Source organism: Bradyrhizobium sp. WBOS07 (genome assembly GCF_024585165.1).
In the GTDB taxonomy this organism is placed as follows: Bacteria; Pseudomonadota; Alphaproteobacteria; order Rhizobiales; family Xanthobacteraceae; genus Bradyrhizobium; species Bradyrhizobium japonicum_B.
Window position 1 is genome coordinate 355,298 of sequence record NZ_CP029008.1, and the last position, 18,574, is coordinate 373,871.

At 64.8% G+C, this 18,574-nt stretch carries 9 protein-coding genes; 2 read left to right on the forward strand and 7 right to left on the reverse strand.

The features are described from left to right. The first annotated feature begins 102 nt into the window (after positions 1–102). Positions 103–2,331 carry an ATP-binding protein gene (locus DCM79_RS01640; protein ID WP_257178232.1) on the forward strand — a complete coding sequence of 743 codons (2,229 nt, stop codon included), beginning with the start codon at positions 103–105 and terminating at the stop codon, positions 2,329–2,331. Positions 2,332–2,340: 9 nt separating this feature from the next. Here the strand turns inward: DCM79_RS01640 and DCM79_RS01645 are convergent, their stop codons facing one another. The 7 genes from DCM79_RS01645 to DCM79_RS01675 form a co-directional block, all read right to left on the reverse strand. Continuing rightward, positions 2,341–2,784 (reverse strand): hypothetical protein, encoded by a 444-nt coding sequence (locus DCM79_RS01645; RefSeq protein ID WP_257178233.1) that lies wholly within the window; start codon positions 2,782–2,784, stop codon positions 2,341–2,343. A 2-nt stretch (positions 2,785–2,786) separates the two neighbouring features. After that, positions 2,787–3,155 (reverse strand): nuclear transport factor 2 family protein, encoded by a 369-nt coding sequence (locus DCM79_RS01650; protein ID WP_257178235.1) that lies wholly within the window; start codon positions 3,153–3,155, stop codon positions 2,787–2,789. Positions 3,156–3,236: 81 nt separating this feature from the next. Then, positions 3,237–3,704, reverse strand: a complete 468-nt coding sequence (locus tag DCM79_RS01655; protein ID WP_257178236.1) for a MarR family winged helix-turn-helix transcriptional regulator — start codon at positions 3,702–3,704, stop codon at positions 3,237–3,239. Between the two features lie 8 nt (positions 3,705–3,712). Next, positions 3,713–5,323 (reverse strand): acyl-CoA synthetase, encoded by a 1,611-nt coding sequence (locus DCM79_RS01660; RefSeq protein WP_257178238.1) that lies wholly within the window; start codon positions 5,321–5,323, stop codon positions 3,713–3,715. Positions 5,324–5,514: 191 nt separating this feature from the next. After that, positions 5,515–6,651: an epoxide hydrolase family protein gene (locus DCM79_RS01665; protein ID WP_257178240.1), complete on the reverse strand. Its 1,137-nt coding sequence runs from the start codon at positions 6,649–6,651 to the stop codon at positions 5,515–5,517. Positions 6,652–7,205: 554 nt separating this feature from the next. Then, positions 7,206–9,437: a CHASE2 domain-containing protein gene (locus tag DCM79_RS01670; RefSeq protein WP_257178241.1), complete on the reverse strand. Its 2,232-nt coding sequence runs from the start codon at positions 9,435–9,437 to the stop codon at positions 7,206–7,208. 76 nt (positions 9,438–9,513) lie between these two features. Beyond that, complete coding sequence (locus DCM79_RS01675) at positions 9,514–17,127, reverse strand: VCBS domain-containing protein (RefSeq protein WP_373568099.1); 7,614 nt, start codon at positions 17,125–17,127, stop codon at positions 9,514–9,516. Between the two features lie 621 nt (positions 17,128–17,748). Between DCM79_RS01675 and DCM79_RS01680 the strand changes: the two genes are divergently transcribed. Continuing rightward, a complete protein-coding gene (locus tag DCM79_RS01680; RefSeq protein ID WP_257178246.1) occupies positions 17,749–18,480 on the forward strand; it encodes a transglutaminase-like cysteine peptidase in 732 nt (243 codons plus the stop codon). The last annotated feature ends 94 nt before the right edge of the window (positions 18,481–18,574 follow it).

The window sequence follows — 18,574 nt, forward strand, 5'->3', positions numbered from 1 at the left end:
TCCATGTGATTTTCGAGCAGATTGCTATGGACTGAGCCGACAATCGTCCGCAAATTTTACCTTCAAGCCAACGCGCGATGATCAGAACGGACCGCCCAACAGATGAGCCTGCGCACCCGATTACTGATCCTCGTCATCGCGGCCATGCTGGTACCGGCGATTCTGGTCGGGCTGCGGTTCATGCAGAACCGGACCAGCGAGATCGATGCGGCGCTGGCCAATCTGGCCGCGTCCGCCGACGACATCGCGAGCGATCTGGACGAGAAGATCCAGGGCACCGCCCAGCTTCACTATGGTCTCGCCCGTGCGCGCGACCTCGACACGCGCGACAAGGCGGCGTGCTCGGCGTTTCTGTCGGATGTCCGCGAGGAATATCCGCAGTTCACGGGCATCCTGACCATCGATCCTGACGGCAGACTGTTCTGCGACTCGCTGCGGACCAACCGCACGCTCGACCTGAACGACCGCGGCTATTTCAAGGAGGTCAAGACTCTTCAAGGCGTCGTCGCGGTAGAGCCGGTGTTCGGCCGCCTCACCGGACTCTCGGTGCTCCAGATCGCCTATCCCGTGCGATCAGAGACGGGCGCGCTGAAATTCGTGCTGCTCGCGTCGTTCAACCTGAACAAGTTCGCAGAGTTTCACGACAAGCGGCTGCTCGCCGAAAAGGACATCCTCTTCGTCGATGCCAAGGGTACGGTCCTGGCAGCGCCCAAGGGGGGCGGCTGGCGCGAGCCCGTCGGCGGATCCATTGCGGGCTCCGACCTGTTCCGCTTCGCGGCAGCGCCCGACGGCGAGCCATTTCGGGAGGTGACCGACCGCGGGGGCCACGCGCAGATCTGGGGCGTTGCCCGCAATGCCTCGATCCGCAAGGCCGGCCTCTACATCCTGGTCGGACGTTCCAAGGACGGACTGGTCGCGGCTGCAAACCGCCGGCTTTACGAGGACATGGCGATCCTCGCGGTGGCCTTGCTGCTGCTCCTGGCCGGCTTGTGGATCCTCACCACGGTGAGCATCGGGCGCCAGGTCGGGCGGCTCGCCGTGATGGCGAAAAGGCTCGGGCGCGGCGATCTCAGCGCACGAATTCCGCCGCCCCATCCGCGCGGCGAGCTCGGCGGATTGATGACCCTGCTCAACGGCACCGCCGAGTCGCTCGAGCAGCAACGCGCCGCCATCGCCGACCTCAGCCACAAGCTCAGCCAGTCCCAGAAGATGGAGGCCATGGGCCAGCTCACCGGCGGCGTGGCGCATGACTTCAACAATCTCTTGACCGTCATCCTCGGCAATTCGGAGCATCTTGCCGACAGGCTGGCGGGCAACAGGGAATTGCAGCGGATCGCCGGCGACATCGCGACCGCCGCCGAGCGCGGCTCCGACCTGACACGCAGCCTGCTCGCCTTCGCGCGCAAGCAGCCGCTCCGGCCGAGAGAGGTCGACATCGCCGAAAAGATCCTCGGCATGGAGCAGCTGCTGCGCCGGACCCTGGGCGAGCACATCGAGTGCAACTTCACGTTCGCGCCGGGTTTGTGGCTTGCCAGCGTCGATCCCGGCCAATTGGCAACCGCGGTTCTCAACCTCGTGCTCAACGCACGCGACGCAATGCCGGAAGGCGGCAAGCTGACCGTCGAGGTCCGCAACAGCTCGCTCGGCCAATCCGACCTCGACGTCAACGGCGAGCCGCGGCCCGGCGACTACGTCATGGTGGCGGTCACGGATACCGGCAGCGGCATGAGCTCCGAAGTGGCGAGCCGCGCGTTCGAGCCGTTCTTCACGACCAAGGAGGTCGGCAAGGGGACCGGCCTCGGCCTGAGCATGGTCTACGGGTTTGCACAACAATCCGGCGGACTCGTGCAAATGCAGTCGGAGCCGGGCCAAGGCAGCGTCGTCAGGCTGTTCTTTCCCCGCCTCGCAACACCGCCAAGCGAAGATCCGCCGCCTGCGGAGCGGACCGTCACACAGGCGGAGCGCGAGACCATCCTCCTCGTCGAGGACGACGACATGGTGCGCGCCTATGTCGAGAACGAGCTGAAGGCGCTCGGCTACCGCGTCATCACCGCCTCGAACGGACCCGCGGCGCTGGAATTGCTGCACCGAAACGGGGAGATCCAGCTGCTGTTGACCGACGTCGTAATGCCCGGCGGCATGTTCGGGCCGGAGCTCGCAAGACAAGCAACGGTGCTGCGGCCCGATCTCAAGGTGCTCTTCACCTCAGGCTACAGCCAGGATCCCGTCAAGACGCCGGACGGGATCAACGCCCGCATCCTGACGAAGCCGTTCCGAAGGCAGGATCTTGCCACGATGCTGCGGTCCGCCCTGGCAGCGAGGCCGCGATAGTCGCGATAGTTAGGAGCGCGATGCGAGCAGAAGCGCCACGGCGAGATTGGCCGCGAACAGGCCCGCGTCGATGACGAAGATTCTGAGCATCGGGCCCTTCAGCACCGGCCAGTAGGCGACCCCGACCCGGCCGCCGCGCATCAGCACCGGAACATTGTAGGCGAACTGGCTGAAATGGCAGGCGGCGAAGAACACGAACAACACGAGCTGGGCTTCGACCGGCTGGAAGAAGGACGGACGCGCCGCCAGAAGATAGAGCGACAGCAGCCCTATCGGCAGGTTCATTCCGCCGAGAAACGCAACGCTGGCCGCAAGGGTCGGCGCGATCGGATTGCTGCGCTCTTCGCGCGGCAGCAATATCTTCAGCGTGTTGGTTTGCGCGATGCTGAACTGGATGAAGGCGCCGACGAACCAGAGCGTGTTGAGGAGCAGGACGATATCCGAAAGACGCATGGTCATTTTCCGTAGAAGGCTTCACTGCGAACGACGCGGCCGGCATCGTCGAAATCCATGAACTCGCTGGCGCGGGTGTCGCCCAGCTGCCACCACACCGTCAGCCGCGCGATCGCATCGTCCCAGCTCCAGCTCAATATCTTCAGGTCGGCGCTTTCGATGTGGCCGTAGGCCTTCCGCCAATAGGCGCGGATGTTCTCGGCCCCTGCCACGACCGCAGAGCCGGTCAGCGTCAACGCCAGAGGGCTGCGCATCTGCGCGTCGGCGGCAAGATGCGCGACGACGGCGTCGATATCGACCTTGCGCCAGCTCGCGCACCATGCCGCGACAAAGGGCTCCGCGGCCGCGCGATTCATCGTCCGTCCGGTCATGACACGGCCCTCCCCATCGCTCGTTAGCGATGAGAGTGGCAAAGCCGGCATCTTATGTCAATCATGTTGACTTGAGAAACGTCAATTGTGGTCGGCGATCGCCTCCATGACGGCCGTCCAGGCCGCGGCCCCGGGCGCCCCGACGCGATCGAACGCCTCGCGCATGACCTTGCGCTCGTGGTCCGAGGCACGCTGCTCGATGCGCTGCCCGGCGGCGGTCAGGCGCAGCAGCTTCGAGCGATGCTGCTCGGGCGCGCGCTTCGAGGTGACGAGCTTGCGCTCCAGCAGCAGATTGAGCGGCCGGTTCAGCGCCTGCTTGGAAATGCCGAGGACCTCGAGCAGCGCGCCGATCGCGATATCGGGCCGGCGCGCGACGACGTAGAGGATGCGATGGTGCGGACGCGACAGGCCCTGCTTGGCAAGATATGCGTCCGCCTCCAGCGTCATCCCGCGCCAGCCGTAATACATGAGCTCGAGCGCTGCATCGAGATCGTGCAGCTTGTCGAGCGAGGCGCGGTGAAGTCCCGCGGCTTGAGGCGCCTTTGCCATGATCAACGTCAGCCCTTGGTCCGCAGCTCGCGCCGCAGCACCTTGCCGGTGGCGGTCATCGGCAGCGTCTCGGCGAATGCGACGAAGCGGGGATATTCGTGCGCGGCGAGCTGCACCTTGACGAACTCCTGGATTTCGCGGGCGAGCGCGTCGGTGCCGGCAAAGCCCGGACGCAGCACGATCCACGCCTTGATCGATTCGGTGCGGATCGGATCGGGGATGCCGACGACCGCGGCCATCGCCACCGAGGGATGCTTCATCAGCGTGTGCTCGATCTCGGACGGACCGACGCGATAGCCGGCGGTGGTGATGACGTCGTCCTCGCGGCTGACATACCAGAAATAGCCGTCCGCATCCTGCACGCCGAGATCGCCGGTGAGCAGGAACGCGCCGGCATATTTCTTCGCGGTCGCTTCCGGATTGCGCCAGTATTCGAGCATGGTGACGGGGCACGGCTGGCGCACGCCGATGATGCCGCGCTGGCCGCGCGACAATTCCTCGCCCTTGTCGTTGACGATGCGGACGTCGAAGCCCGGCGTCGCCTTGCCCATCGAACCCGGGCGGATCGGAAACAAATTGGAGTTGCTGCCGATCACGAGATTGCACTCGGTCTGGCCGAACACCTCGTGCGCGTCGATGCCGAAGGTCTCGCGCACCCAGCCGAGCAATTCGCTGCCGAGCGATTCCCCGCCGGTGAAGATGCTGCGCAGCTTGACGCCGGTATGCTTCACGCCGGCCTGCCGCATCAGCTTCAGCGCGGTCGGCGGCAGGAAGACGTTGCGCACGCCGAGGTCGGCCATCATCTGCATCGCCGCCTGCGGCTCGAACTTGCGCGCACGATGGCCGACGAGGGGGATGCCGTGATACCAGAACGCGAACAGGCCGTTGATGAGGCCGCCGATCCAGGCCCAATCCGCCGGCGTCCACATGAGATCGCCGGGCCTGGGCAGGAAGTTGTGGCACATCTCGACGTTGGGCAGGTGGCCGAGCACGACGCGGTGCGCATGCAGCGCGCCCTTGGGATTGCCTGTCGTGCCCGAGGTGTAGATGATCAGCGCAGGGTCATCGCATGAGGTGTCGACCCGCGCGAAGTCGGGTGATGCCGCCTTCACCGCATCCCAGAACGATGTCGTGCCAGCCGGTGCACGCGTGCCGACGATATAGACGTTCTTCAGCTCCGGCAGGCGGTCGCGGATCTTCGCAAGCTTCGCCCAGCCGCCCTCGTCGGTGACGATGGCCTTGGCCTCGGAATTGGACAGGCGGAATTCCAGCGCGTCCTCGCCGAACAGCGCGAACAGCGGGATCGAGATCAGGCCGGAGCGAAACGCCGCGACATGCGCGATCGGCAATTCCAGCGATTGCGACAGGAAGACCGCGACGCGGTCGCCGCGCGCCAGCCCGTCCGCCTTCAGCACATTGGCAAAGCGGCGCGACATCTCGGCGACCTCGTCGAAGGAGGTGCGGCTGGTCCCGCCGTTCTCGTCGACATAGACCAGCGCGAGCCGCCCGGTGCCGTCGGCATGGCGATCGCAGCACGCCTCGGCGATGTTGAAGCGTGCCGGGACGTCCCAGCGGAAATTGCGGACGAGTTCGTCGTAGGTCTTTGCTTCCGTCAGCATGGGCTTGGCGTTTTCCGGGGTCTTGTTATTCTTGTGCAGTCTAGTCTAGGGCCGCGAACGCACGGGACAAGCCCCGCGCCGTCATTCCGGGGCGCCCGAAGGGCGAGCCCGGAATCCATCGGGCCACAGGAAACGCCGCCTGATGGATTCCGGGCTCGACGCTGACGCGTCGCCCCGGAATGACGAGACAGTCACCGCACCGTCGCAAAGAACTTCCTGACATCGCGCACGAACAGATCCGGCTGCTCGAAGGCGGCGAAATGGCCGCCCTTCTCCATCTCGCTCCAATGGGTGATGTTGGGAAAGTTCGGCTGCATCCAGTGCCGCACCGGCGTGATGATCTCCTTGGGGAACGCGGCGACGCCGGTCGGCACCTCGACCACAGGCGTGGTGCGACGCTTGCCGAAACTTTCCCAGTAGAGCCGCGCCGAGGAGGTCGCCGTCTCCGTCGCCCAATAGAGCATGACGTTGTCGAGCAGCTCGTCCTTGCTGAAGATGTTCTCGGGGTGTCCGTCGCAATCGGTCCAGGCCCAGAACTTTTCAAGGATCCAGGCCGCCTGCCCGCTCGGCGAATCCGTGAGGCCATAGCCGAGCGTCTGCGGGCGCGTCGATTGCTGCTTGGAATAGCCGGAATCGAGATCGGCATAATGCTTGAGGCCGGCCAGCGCGCGTTTCTCTTCCGCCGTCGGCTCGCCCTCGATGCGCGGCGGCGAGTTGAAGGACAGCGTGATGTGGATGCCGGCGCAGTGTGCCGCGTCCTGCGCGCCGAGCGAGGTCGTCACCGCCGAGCCCCAATCGCCGCCTTGCGCGCCGTAGCGGATATAGCCGAGCCGCTCCATCAGCTTCGCCCAGGTCGCGGCGATGCGATCGACGCCCCAGCCGGTCGTCTTCGGCTTCTCGGAGAAGCCGAAGCCCGGCAGCGAGGGACAGACGACGTGGAACGCATCGGCGGGATCGCCGCCATGCGCAGCGGGATCGGTGAGCGGCGCGATCACCTTCTGGAATTCGACGATCGAGCCCGGCCAGCCATGGGTGATGATCAGCGGCAGCGCGTTCGGCTCCTTCGAGCGCGCGTGGATGAAGTGGATGTCGAGCCCGCCGATCTCGGTGGTGAACTGGTGGAAGCGATTGAGCTTCGCCTCGCGCGCCCGCCAGTCGTAATCCCTGGCCCAGTAGGCGCAGATCTCCCGGATCCACTTCAGCGGCGCGCCCTGGCTCCAGTCGTCGACCAGCTCCGCCTCCGGCCAGCGCGTGCGGGCAAGGCGCGATTTGAGGTCGGCGAGGATCTCGTCGCTGATGGCGATGCGGAACGGCTTGATGGCGGTCATCGGTTGCCTCCCGATTTGTTTCTGCCGGTAGAGAGTAGACCGAACCGATGCGGCATCAAAGGTGCCCCTTCTCCCCTTGTGGGAGAAGGTGGCGCGCAGCGCCGGATGAGGGGTATCTCTCCGCTTGCCCAATTGCGAGAGGTTCACTCGCGGAAAGATACCCCTCACCCGTCTCGCCGCTTCGCGGCGATCCACCCTCTCCCACTGTTCAGACCGGGGAGATGGTGGACGGGTGTTCGGAGACATCGTGGACACTTTCGACAGCTCAGTAAGGAGGCTGTCGGATGCCGTTCCGCGAGGTGTCTCGGATGGACGCGAGATTGGAGTTTGTCGGGCGCGGGTCCTACGTCGGTGCTCAAGGCACAGGTGGGCAAGGCGGCTCCCGGCGGATCGGCCCGGCCGACCAGCCTACACCAACTGACTGGCCTCCGAACGCCAGAAGGGTACAGGGTGGGCAAAGCGAAGCGTGCCCACCATTTCAACATTGCAGAGTAAGACCGTGGGCACGGCGCTGACGCGCCTTTGCCCACCCTACGGCAGCGCCGATGCGGCGACTACTTCGTCAGCAGCGCATATGCTCCGGTCCAGTTCTCCGGCGGCGGATTGAGTTGGAAATCCTTGATGCGCGCCTCGTAGAGCCTGAACAGCTTTTCCAGCGTGTCGGCGTCCTCGCTCTTGCGGCCGCGTTCGATCGCATCGAGGGCGCCCTGCCAGTCGCGGCTGCGATAGCAGCTGAGCATCTCGATGGTGATGTTGCGCAGGCGCTGGAAAGCGGCGGAATGCATCACATCCTCGCGGCCGGCGATGGCGTAGATCACCTCCGGCTCGGTCTTGCCCTTGACCATGATGAAGTCGAGCTCGAGGATCGCGAACTTGACCTTGGCGGCGAGCGCCGTGCGGGAGCCGACGATGATGGGAAAGCCGTATTCCTTCGACTGGCCCTCCAGGCGCGAGGCGAGGTTCACGCTGTCGCCGAGCACCGAATAGTTCTTCTTCAAGTCGGAGCCCATGTTGCCGACCACGCCGATGCCGGTGTTGAGGCCGATGCCGACATTGAGCGGAATGTAGACGTGGCCGCCCTCGGCGGCTTCCGCTTCGCGCTCCTTGTTGACCGCGTCGATCTGCTCCAGCATCTGGATCGCCGCCTCGCAGGCGTTGACCTCGTGCTCGGCATCGTCGAGCGGCGCGTTCCAGAACGCCATGATGGCGTCGCCCATGTATTTGTCGATGTAGCCCTTGCGCTCGATGATGACGTCGGTGAGCGGCGTCAGGAAGCGGTTCATCAGCGCGATCAGGCCTTGCGGGTCGTGCTTGTAACTCTCCGAGATCGTGGTGAAGCCGCGCACGTCCGAGAACATGATCGTCATCTCGCGCTCCTCGCCGCCGAGCACGAGCTTTTCCGGCGACTGCGCCAGCTGCTCGACCAGGACCGGCGACATGTACTGCGCGAACTGCCCGCGAATCTGCACCCGCTGGCGCTGCTCGCGCACGAAGCTGGCGAAGATCAGCGTCAGATAAACCGCCGTGGTCGAGAGCAGCGGATAGGTGAAATCGATGAGGTAGCGGTACTGCGCGTAGAAGAACCAGGACACGCCGACCAGGATGGCGGCGAAGGTCGCACCCGCAAGCACGAGGCGCACCGGACCGAGATTGGGCGTGAAGATGATGACGAGCACGCCGATGAACAGCGCGGCGAGCAATTCGACTCCGAGCGCATAGTTGGGCTGCGAGATTACCGCCCCGCTCAAAACGCTCTCCAGCACCTGGGCATGGATCTCCACCCCAGGCATGGTCGCGGACACCGGCGTGGTCTTGATGTCGTTGAGCCCGGCCGCGGAGGTTCCGACCAGCACCAGCTTGCCGGCGAACCTGCTCGGCGATTCGCTGTTGTCGAGCACGTCGGCGGCGGAGACGTAGATCGAGGGATCCCGACGCGCGTAGTGCACCCAGAACTGGCCGTTCTTATCGGTGGGGATCTCGACACCCTTGATGCGGATCGACCTGATACCGGTCTTGTCGGTCCGGACCAGCAGCGTCGGCGTGCCCGTGACGACGCGCAGGATCTCGAGGCTGAGCGAGGGCATGATGTTGCCCTGTGCGCGCATGATCATCGGCACGCGGCGGATGAATCCGTCCCGCTCTTTCCTGATCGAAAACAGCCCGCGGCCGGCTGCAACCTTCTCGATGACCGGCACGTTGCGCAGCAAGCCTGGAAATTCGAACAGGAAGCGTTCGGCGCCCTCCTCCCCGACCGTCGCCACCCCCGTGAACGGAAGCGATTTGTCCAGCTCGGACAGGACGGCCGGAAGCCCGGTCTCGCCCAGCACCACACGCGAGCGCTTGATCGCGTCGGCGAGAATCTGGTCGTTGGTTGGCAGCTCACGCAGCTTGGCGCGCGTGGCGTCGTCGAGATGGCGCATCTGGCCCGCAACCAGATCCGGGTTGAGCCGGTCGGGCTCCGAAAACACCACGTCGAAGCCGATCGCCACCGCACCGCTGCTGGTGAGATTCTGGATCAGGTCGGCAATTCGCGTGCGCGGCCACGGCCATTGGCCGAGCTTGGCGAGGCTCTTGTCGTCGATGTCGACGATCACGACCGGCCGCGCCGCCTTGTGGCGCGGATCGATCAATTGAAACATGTCGAAGGTGCGCAGCCGCAATTCCTGGATCGGCGGCGGATCCCACAGCCGCGCGCCGGCGAACAGCACCAGCAGCGCAAGGCACATCAGCCGCGCGAAGCCCAGCTTCCGCGCAAACCACCGCCGCAGGATCTTGAGACGTTTCATGCTGATTGGATATCACGCTTTGACGGCGAGCGGCAGCGCGGATCGTGTGGATGGACGATCGGATCTCACGCGGTCATTAGGCGTGGAGTATGTCGCTCCCCTGAAGGCTGCTGACGCCCTTCAGGAGAATCGTGTTTGCGGCGTCGATCGTGATCAGGGTGTCCGCCTGCCCGGACGGCGCCACATGTTCGGTCATCCACGCCTCGATATCGCTGATCGCCCCCAAGGCCGTCAGGTCAATGTGGTCCGTCCCGGACGTGAAGTTCACGATCGTATCGTGGTCGGAGTCTGCCGCGAACACGAACTGATCCACAAACCCGGTCCCGAAGAGGACGTCCTTGCCGTCCGTGCTGGCAAGACTCACCGGGCCTTGTTCGCTCAGGTTGAAGATGAGGTTCACCGTGTCAGTCGCGCCTTGGCCGTCGGTCACGGTCACGGTCACTTTGTCCGCGGCAGGCGCACTCTGGCTCGGCTCGGTGTAGGTCACGGCGAGGACACCGGAATTCAGTGACGCGCTCGCAGTGGCGCCGGACTCGGCCACGGCAGTGGCGGTCAACGCGTCGTTGCTGTCGACGTCAGCGACGGACAGGCCATCGACGGTCACGAGACCGCCGTTTTCGGCAACAGTCATCGCGCCGACTTCAATCAGCGGCGCGTCGTTGCTGCCCACGATGGTGACGGTGACGACGCCATTGCCGGTGCCGGTCGGGGCATGCCCGTCATCCGGAACGATCGTGTATTGGAGCGACAAGGTCTGGCCGGCGGCAAGGAAATCGAACGCCTGGCTGCCTGAATTGAATTGCCACGTGAACGGGGCGCCGGTGGCGGTGCCGTTCAGGATACCGCCGGGAACGGTGAGATAGCTTAGAAGGTCAGCATGCGATAGCCCACCGACGTTGCCGCCTTGCGGCACGCCGTCGAGAGTGACCTGAACCTGGCTGACCGACACCGTGACGTGATCGGTCGCATCGACGTCGGTGACGATCAGCACGCCCTGGGCATTCAGCCCTGAGTTGGTCTCCGTCAGGTCCGCAAGATCGATGTCGAGGCTTTGGGCAGGGTTGACCGAATTGGCGACCGTGCCGCCGCTGCCACCGAGCTGGTAGTATGCGGCCAAATTCGTCTCGTTGCCGGTGAGCGCGGTGAAGTCGATCGACTGGATCTGCGCCTGCGTCAGCGCATCGGTCCAGACGCTGACATCCGCGATCGAGCCGAAGAAGCCTTCCTCGCCGAAGCCGGCCGCGCCTGGCTCGCTTGCGGCGCCGATCATCATGTAGGAGTGGGTCGGATTCGACGGGCTGCCGTCGATCGCGTTGACGCTCCACGCCTGCGTATATTCGAGCTGGCCGTCGAGATAGAGCGTGAAGGTGCCGTTTTCGCGGGTCAGCGCGATGTTGTGCCATTCCGACGCCGCGAGCGCCACGCCGGTATCGGCGATCTGGACACCGCCTGCGAGGATCTGCAGCTCCATCGTGCCATTGGCATTGACCGTACCGAGGAGACCGAAACCGGTGGTCGAGGTGTTGCCGTTGTAGAACAGGACTTGGCCGTGGCCGGAAATGCCGCCTCCGTTCCAGTTCACCCGGCCGTCCAGCGTCACGTCGTCGGTGGCGGCCGTCGGTACCTCGCCGACCGCAATGGTCTGGCCATCGAAGGTCATGTAGTCCGAGGTGGCATAGGTTACCGTCGGCGCGTCGTTGCTGCCGGTGATGGTGACGGTGACGGCGGCAGTGTCGGTCCCGCCCTTGTGGTCATCGAGGGTGATGGTCGACACCACGGTCGCGGTCTGCCCTTCGCCGAGGAAGTCCAGCGCCTTGTCGGCGATGGAATAGTTCCAGGCGATCGCGCCGTTGTTCTTGTTGCCAGGCTGCTGAATCGTCAGCGCCTGCTCGAGCGCGATGCTATCGGCCGGCGACAGCGTCAGCTGCGTGGTGTGATCGGCATCGAGCCACGTCACCGCTTGGCTGGTGATCGTTCCTGTCGGACGGTCGGTCAAGTCGATATCGGTGAAGTGGATCGTACCCGTCCCACCCGAGGCCGGATCGAGCGTGGCGGAGCCGGTGGTGTCCGCAAGCTCGGAGAAGCTCACGTTCGGTGACGCCTCGGCCGCGGCGAAGTTCGGCGCATCATCGTTCGCGTTGAATGTGATCAAGGTGCCGCCATGGCCGTCGCTGCTGCCGGCAAAATGCCCGTTGCTGTAGTCGGCGCCGGTCAGATTGAGGCTGATGTGGTTGCCGTCGGCGTCGGTGACCGTCAGCACGCCGCCGGTCGAGGGATCGGCGTTGGCGACATAGACCGCGCTGGTGCCGACGCCGTACTTGATGGTGGACAGGTCGATCGTGTCGTCGGCGGACAGTTGCGCAATCGATCCGCCAAAGGTCGCCGTGTCGATCCGAAGCGCAGCGCCGTCGCCGGCGAGCGTGATCGTTTGCGTGACCGTGCCCTCAAGCTTCAAGAGCGCGCCGTCGTGTACGGTAACCGACCCCGTGCCGGACAGCGAGCCGAATAGCGTGAGGGTGCCGTCGTTGACTTCGATGGTACCGGTGTTGGTGATGGCGCCGGAAATCTTCGCCGTTCCCCAGCTGTCGATCTCATGTGAATTGACGATGCTCAGGCTGCTGCCGGTAATCCAGGCCCCATTGAGCAGGTCGATGTCACCCGCATTGACGATCGAGGACGCATTGCCGAAGACGCTGGTGCCGGAGACGGTCCAGATACCTCCCGCCTGATTGTTGAAGGTGGCGGTGGCAACCGAAATGTTGCCGTTGATGTCGCCGGAATTGTTGATCGTGATGGCGCCGCCGGTCTCGACGATGGCGTAAGTCGTGGCGCTCACGTTGGCGGCGACGGCGGGACCGATCGTGCCGGAATTGTCGATCGTCACCGTGCCGGTCGCATTCCCCTGAACGTAGATCGCGGCGTAGCCGGTCGGAGCTGTGATCGATCCGGAATTGGTGATGTGCGTCGAGCCGGTCGCGTCCACCGCGTTCTGCGTGACGCTGATGCCGGCCAGGCTCGTGCTGGTGATATCGCCATGATTGACGATGGTGGCGTCGCCGCCGCCGGTCGCAAGAGCGGCCACGCCGACCGAACCAGTGGCGGAGCCATTGTTGGTGACGCTGACGTCACCCCCGCCGTGATCGAACGCGCCGATCGCGATGCCTGCGGCGTCAATATCCGAATTCTCGCCGGTCGTGACCGTGACGTTCCCGGCGCCCCAGGTGAACGCCTCGATGCCGTAGCCTGCGTCGGCCGTGATCGTCGCATCGCTGGTGACGATGACATCGCCGTTGACTGCGCTCGAGAAAGCGCCGGTGCCGCCAGGCTTGTAGCCGGCGACGATCCCGCCTGGCGTGGTGCCGTCGTTGTTCAGGATCGAGCCGGAATGGATCGCGCCGTGCGCCTCGACCGAGATCGTGCTGCCCACGGCGGCCGCGATCGCGACGGCGTAATTGACGGCGACGATGCCCGAGCTGCCCGAGGTAATATTGTCGCCATCCGCCAGGGTGACCGTGATGTCGCCGGCATCGAGGCTGAAGGCCCTGATGCCGTAGCTCGCCGCACCCGAGATCGTGACGTCCTCGCCGAGCGTGACCGTCACATCGCCCGCGCCGCCGCTCAAGGCCGCGGCGTTGATGCCGATGCTCTGGGCGCCCGAGACCGAAATCGCCGTCCCGGCGAAGCTGTTCACCGTGACCCCGCCGTTTCCGTAGTTAAAGGCGTTGATGCCAAGGCCGGCCGCGGCGGTGATGTCGGCATAGTTGTTGACGATCACGGTGGCATTGACCAGCGTGTTCGCACTGGTTCCGTTCGCGGCACCTGTATAGCCAGCCTCGATGCCGGCCGGCGCATTGCCGGCGAGGTTCGGGCTGCTGCCGGAATTGATCGTGCCGTGGGCGTTGACCGTAATGGTGCTGCCGGCCGCGGCGTCGAGCAAGGCCGCACGATTGACGGCGACGATACCGGAGCTGCCCGAGGTGATGAGGCTGCCCGCCTCCGTCGTGACAGTCTGGTTGCCGCTGCCATAGCTGCGCGACCGGATGCCGTAGACCGAGCTGCCCGTGATCGCGCCGCCGGCGTCGATGGTGATGTCGCCGTCGCCCTGCGTGACCGCGTCGATACCGTATGCGCCGCCCACAGCGCCGCCGACCTGGGTAACCGAGATGTCACCGTCGTTGGCGGCGTTCGAATTCTCGACCAGCACGCCGACCGAATTCGCGCCGGTGCCGGTCGCCTTGCCGGTGACATTGCTGACCGTGATGTCTCCGGAGCCGGTCGTCCCGTCGCTCAGCCAGATGCCGTGGCCGGCGAGGCCGGTGACGTCGCCGGTCGCGGTCAGCGTGATGTCGCCGACGCCGTCCTGGGTGACGACGATGCCGTTGATCGCGCCCGTGAGCGTGCCCGTTGGCGTCAGCACGACGTCGGCATGCGCCGCCTGCGATACCGTAAAGTCGAGCGCATCACCCGTCGACGTCGTGATGTCGGCGTCGCCGGTGATCGTGAACATGCCGTCGGCCGAGATCTCACCGGAGATGGTGCCCGTGAAGCTTTGGCCGGCGACCTTGTCGAGCTGCAGCGTTCCGGTGCCGCCGGAAAACGTGACATTCTGCGCGTCGGCGCCGCCGAGCTCGAGCTTCGCGCCATTGTCGATGATCAGCGTGCCGGCACCGATGATGCCTCCGGCGAGGTTGAGCGTGCCAGCCTGGACCCTGATGGTGCCGCCGGTGTTGGTGACACCAGCCGTGATCGTGCTGGAGCCCGAGACGCTGTAGAGATTGCCGGCATTGCTCAGGCTGCCGCCGTTGATCGAGACGCCGGTCAGATAGAGGGTTGAGGCGCCATCGACCGAGATCGTTCCGCCGGTATTGCCGATGATGGCGGCCGTCAGCTTCAGCGTGCCGCCGGTCACCGCCTCGATCAGGCCCTGATTGGTGATGGCGTGGATCGTAGCCGGGTCGATCGTCAGCGTGCCGCTGGTGACAGACAGCATGCCGGTGCTGGCGATCGTGATCTCGGCATCATCGATGGCGCTGATGCCGGTCGATTCCAGCGTGCCGAGAATGACGAGGGTGCCGCCATCGACCGTCGCACCGTCGACGATCAGCGTCGCACCGGCATCGGTCTGGATGGTGCCGCCAGCATTGGCGACATCGCTCTTCAGCACCAGCGTGCCGCCGGTCAAATCGATCAGGCCGGAATTGACGATGGCGGTCAGCGTGTCGATCGTACCGCCTGCTTGCAGCGTCAGCGTGCCCGCATTCGTGATCGTGCTGGTGTTGGGGACGACCGCGCCGGATGTCCGGGTGATCGTTTGGACATCGATCGCGCCGCCGACGATGACGTGGCTTCCGAGTGTGTTGGTGAATTTTGCGTCGGCGTTCAAGGTGAGCTTGCCGCCGATCGTCAGCGTGCTGTTGTTGATCACCTCGGGCACCTTGTGGCCCGGCGTGGTGTCGTAGTCGTCGAGCGTCAACGACTTGGCGAAGGCCGCCACGTCGATCGTCACCGGATAGGACGGGGTCAGGCCGTGCAGCTGATCGGTGATGACGATGACGTCGTCCTGGCCGGTCGGGACCGTGCCGGTGGCCCAGTTGCCCGCGTCCTGCCAGAGGCCGCCGGAGGGAGCGCCGGGCTCCTCGGTCGCAATCCACACCACGGCTGGCGCATCGGTGCCGGTGATCGTGACGGTGATGGTTTGCTGCGAGGCCCCGCCTTGCGAGTCCGTGAGCGTCACGGTGTAGACCAGCGTCAGCACCGCGCCCTGGGGGATGAAATCGGCGAGATAGACCGGCAGATCGGCCAGCGACCAGTTGATGGTGCCGGTGCCGTCCCCGGTGCTGTCGGCGCCGGCCGCGATCGCGACGGACATCGCGCTCTGGAACGCCGCGAGCGGCCCCGGCGGCACGCTGCCATCAGGCAGGGTCGCACTGGTCAGCGCCACCGACACGGTATGGTTGTCGGTGAGATCGACGTCGTTGAAATTCAGCGTGCCCGACGTCGGAACCTCGCTGGTGAGCGGACCACCGGGCACGCTGGTGCCGCCCTCGAAGGTGATGATCGGGACATCGGTGGTGATCACCGGTTTGTCGTTGGTCCCCGTGATCGTGATGGTGATCGGGATGAACGCCGATTCGGGGCTCACTGCGAAATTGGTGTCGACGCGGACCATGTAGGTCAGCGTCACGGTTTCGCCAGCGGCAAGGAAATCGAAGACCTTGTCGGGGATCGTGTAGGTCCAGACCGCCGAGCCGTTGTTGTTGTTACCGGGATCGGGGACGACGCTGATCTGGATCTGCGTCGCTGCGATGTTTTGCTTCTGCAGATCGGTCAGCGAGCCGGTGACGTCGTGCTGGCCGGCATCCTTGTAGACATAGTTCGGCGCTTCGGCGAGGCTGATGCTCACCGTCGGCCGGTCGCCGAGATTTTGGTCGACGAATCGGATCAGGCCGGAAATCGTATCGGCATCCGTCGCGCCAGTGGCGCCGGCACGCTCGGTCAACGCGAACGCCGCCTTCACATTGCCGCTGGCGTCGAAGCTCTGAGCAATCGGCTGGCCGGGGATACGCAGGACGGGCGGCGTGGGGGTGCTGGGCCCCTCCTGCCCTTGCGGATTGAGGTTGACGAAGGTCGCGATCGCGATCGGGCCGGAGCTCGACTTGAACACCACGTCGAGGCTCATCGGCGTGAGCGTGTCGGTGAAGTTCGTGGTCAGCTTGGTGTTGGTGTTGTTGTCGGAGAACTTCAGCGTGAACACGTCGGTGATCAGCTTCTGCACATCCGGCGACATCAGCGCATTTGTGATCGAGACGTTGCCGCCGCTGATCTGGATCATCTGACCGGCCTGGTTGACCGTCGCGATCGGCAGCAGCGTGACCTTGTCGAACAGGATGTAGGAGCCGGTCGTGCCGTTCGGCTCGACCAGCACCTGGAAGCTCGCTTGCGGCTGCGGATCGCCGCCGCCGGCGGGAACGACGAAATTGATCTGGGTGAGCACCGCGGTGCCGCGGATGCCCATGGTGGCGACCGGGGTGTCGATCTTCATGTCGCCGTGCTTGGCGGTCTCGCCGGCGACGAAGGTGATGGTGCCGGCGACGAGGCTCAGCAACGAGGAATTGCTCGACCCGTTGGGGTCGTAGACCATCTCGTTCAGCACCATCCGCGCATTCGAGGACAGGCCGAACACGGTGCCGTCGATGAAGGTGATGCCGAGGGTCGAATCGGCGCCGGTCGAAACCACGTCGCCCTTCTCGACGTTGTCGCCGTTGTTCAGGATGACCGAGACGCCGTTGCGGATCGCGGTCGCGCTGCCGACGAGCTTGGTGACGTGGCCGATGACCTGGCCCGCGCCAGCGCCGGGCGCGGCTTGCGCCACCTGGACATGGCCGGTGAGCGCGCTGACGATCTCGCCGGTGAGGTGGGCGCCATCGGGCGAGGCGAGCGCGGCGCGCTTGTCGCCCCGGAAATAATCGTGAACGACGAACTCGTGCCCCTCATGGGACAGGACGAGATCGAGGCCTGTTCGCTTGAACTCGCCGTTGAAGATCAGGTTGGGGTCGGGAACGACGAACGCGCCCTCGGGCACATGACCCTGCGCTTTCGCCGTAAAGGAATCGACATGGGCGTCGCCGGGCGAGCGGAAACCCTTGCCGTCCAAGGAAATCGCGCCGTCAAACTGGCCAGCGTAATTCAACCGGGCACCGTCAAAAGGGTTAAAATTTAAGTAAGTATCAACTGCCTAAGCTTGCATAGCATTAGCAAGTCCTTAGCGATACCACCTATTGCTTGTGTGATTCCGCATCACTTGGCTTCAGGAGCCCCAACGGATACGGATCTCGTAAGAGGAGAGGAAGTAATCCGTCAAATATTCTGAAGTCGAATCAGGCCGTTTTGCGCGCATTTCCAGTCATCCAAAGTAATCTGCTGTATAGATGTGGGAGCAGATACTTAAGTCAGCTTCCCGTCGCGAAGTCCCGCCACATCCTGCGGCAAATACGGAGTTAAATCTGTGACCTAACTAACAGAACCCCATGAAATTGGGGGTGTTAGCCATCGCGCGCAGATTCGGCCCTCCCACAACTTGTGTCTGCATTTGCCTCCGTTTGGCGGCAGCCGGACACCTCCTAGCCGGCGAATCGTAAAATTTTACGCAATCTGGACTGGTCCATTTCATCCTGTCTCCCGGTTTTGCCACCCCAGCCGGGCGCGTTAAGCAGAACAAAACGGCCCGTCTCGCACTATCTCCCCGAAAGCAACAAAGCCCGGCACGTCGAGGTCGAGGGGGACCCGGCGAAGCCAGGGAAGGGGATGTCAGATGGAGACCGCTGCTCGCTCGCGCGCCTGGCGCGCAATCCTGGTGCTATGCGGACTGATCCTTTTCGGATCGGCCGCCGAGCTTCGCGCCGGCTCGCTGCTGTCGCCGGGAGCCGGCGTTCTCGTGCGCAAGTCCGCCGAGCCGTTCGGCGTGTTCGCCTTCGCCATTTCGTCCGGCGACCTGCGGCAGAAATGGCTTGCGCTGAAGGACAGGCTCGACGACGACATGGTGCAGCTGGCGCTGTGCGACGGCGACCGGGACAATTGCGCATCGCCTGCGGCCCTCAAGCTGCTCGCCATCGTCGACCAGGCCCGTGCTCGCGACGGCCGCGCCCGCCTCGGCGAGACCAACCGCGCCGTCAACCTGACCATCCGGGCCGCCAATGACGGCATCGACGACGCCTGGAGCTCGCCGCTTGCGACCTTCGCGAACGGCACCGGCGATTGCGAGGACTACGCCATCGCCAAGCTGGCCGCGCTGCGGCTGGCCGGAATTGCCGCCGAAGACCTTCGCATCGTCGTGGTGCGCGACCTCAGGGCCGGTGAAGACCATGCGGTCGCCGCGGCAAAGCTGGACGGCCACTGGCTGATGCTCGACAATCGCCGCATGGCGATGCTCGAGGACGACGCTGCGCGCAGCTACCAGCCGCTGTTCGCACTCGACCGGTCGGGCGTGCTGAAATATGTCGACGAGCCTGTGCGATTTTCCATGGTCGCTGCCGAGGTCCGTTGACCGGTCCAGCGGACCCATAGACCGACATCACCTCAGACCTCCCCCACAAGGCCATTCCACCGCGCCATGCCGGACGCTAGCATGGCCGGGGCCA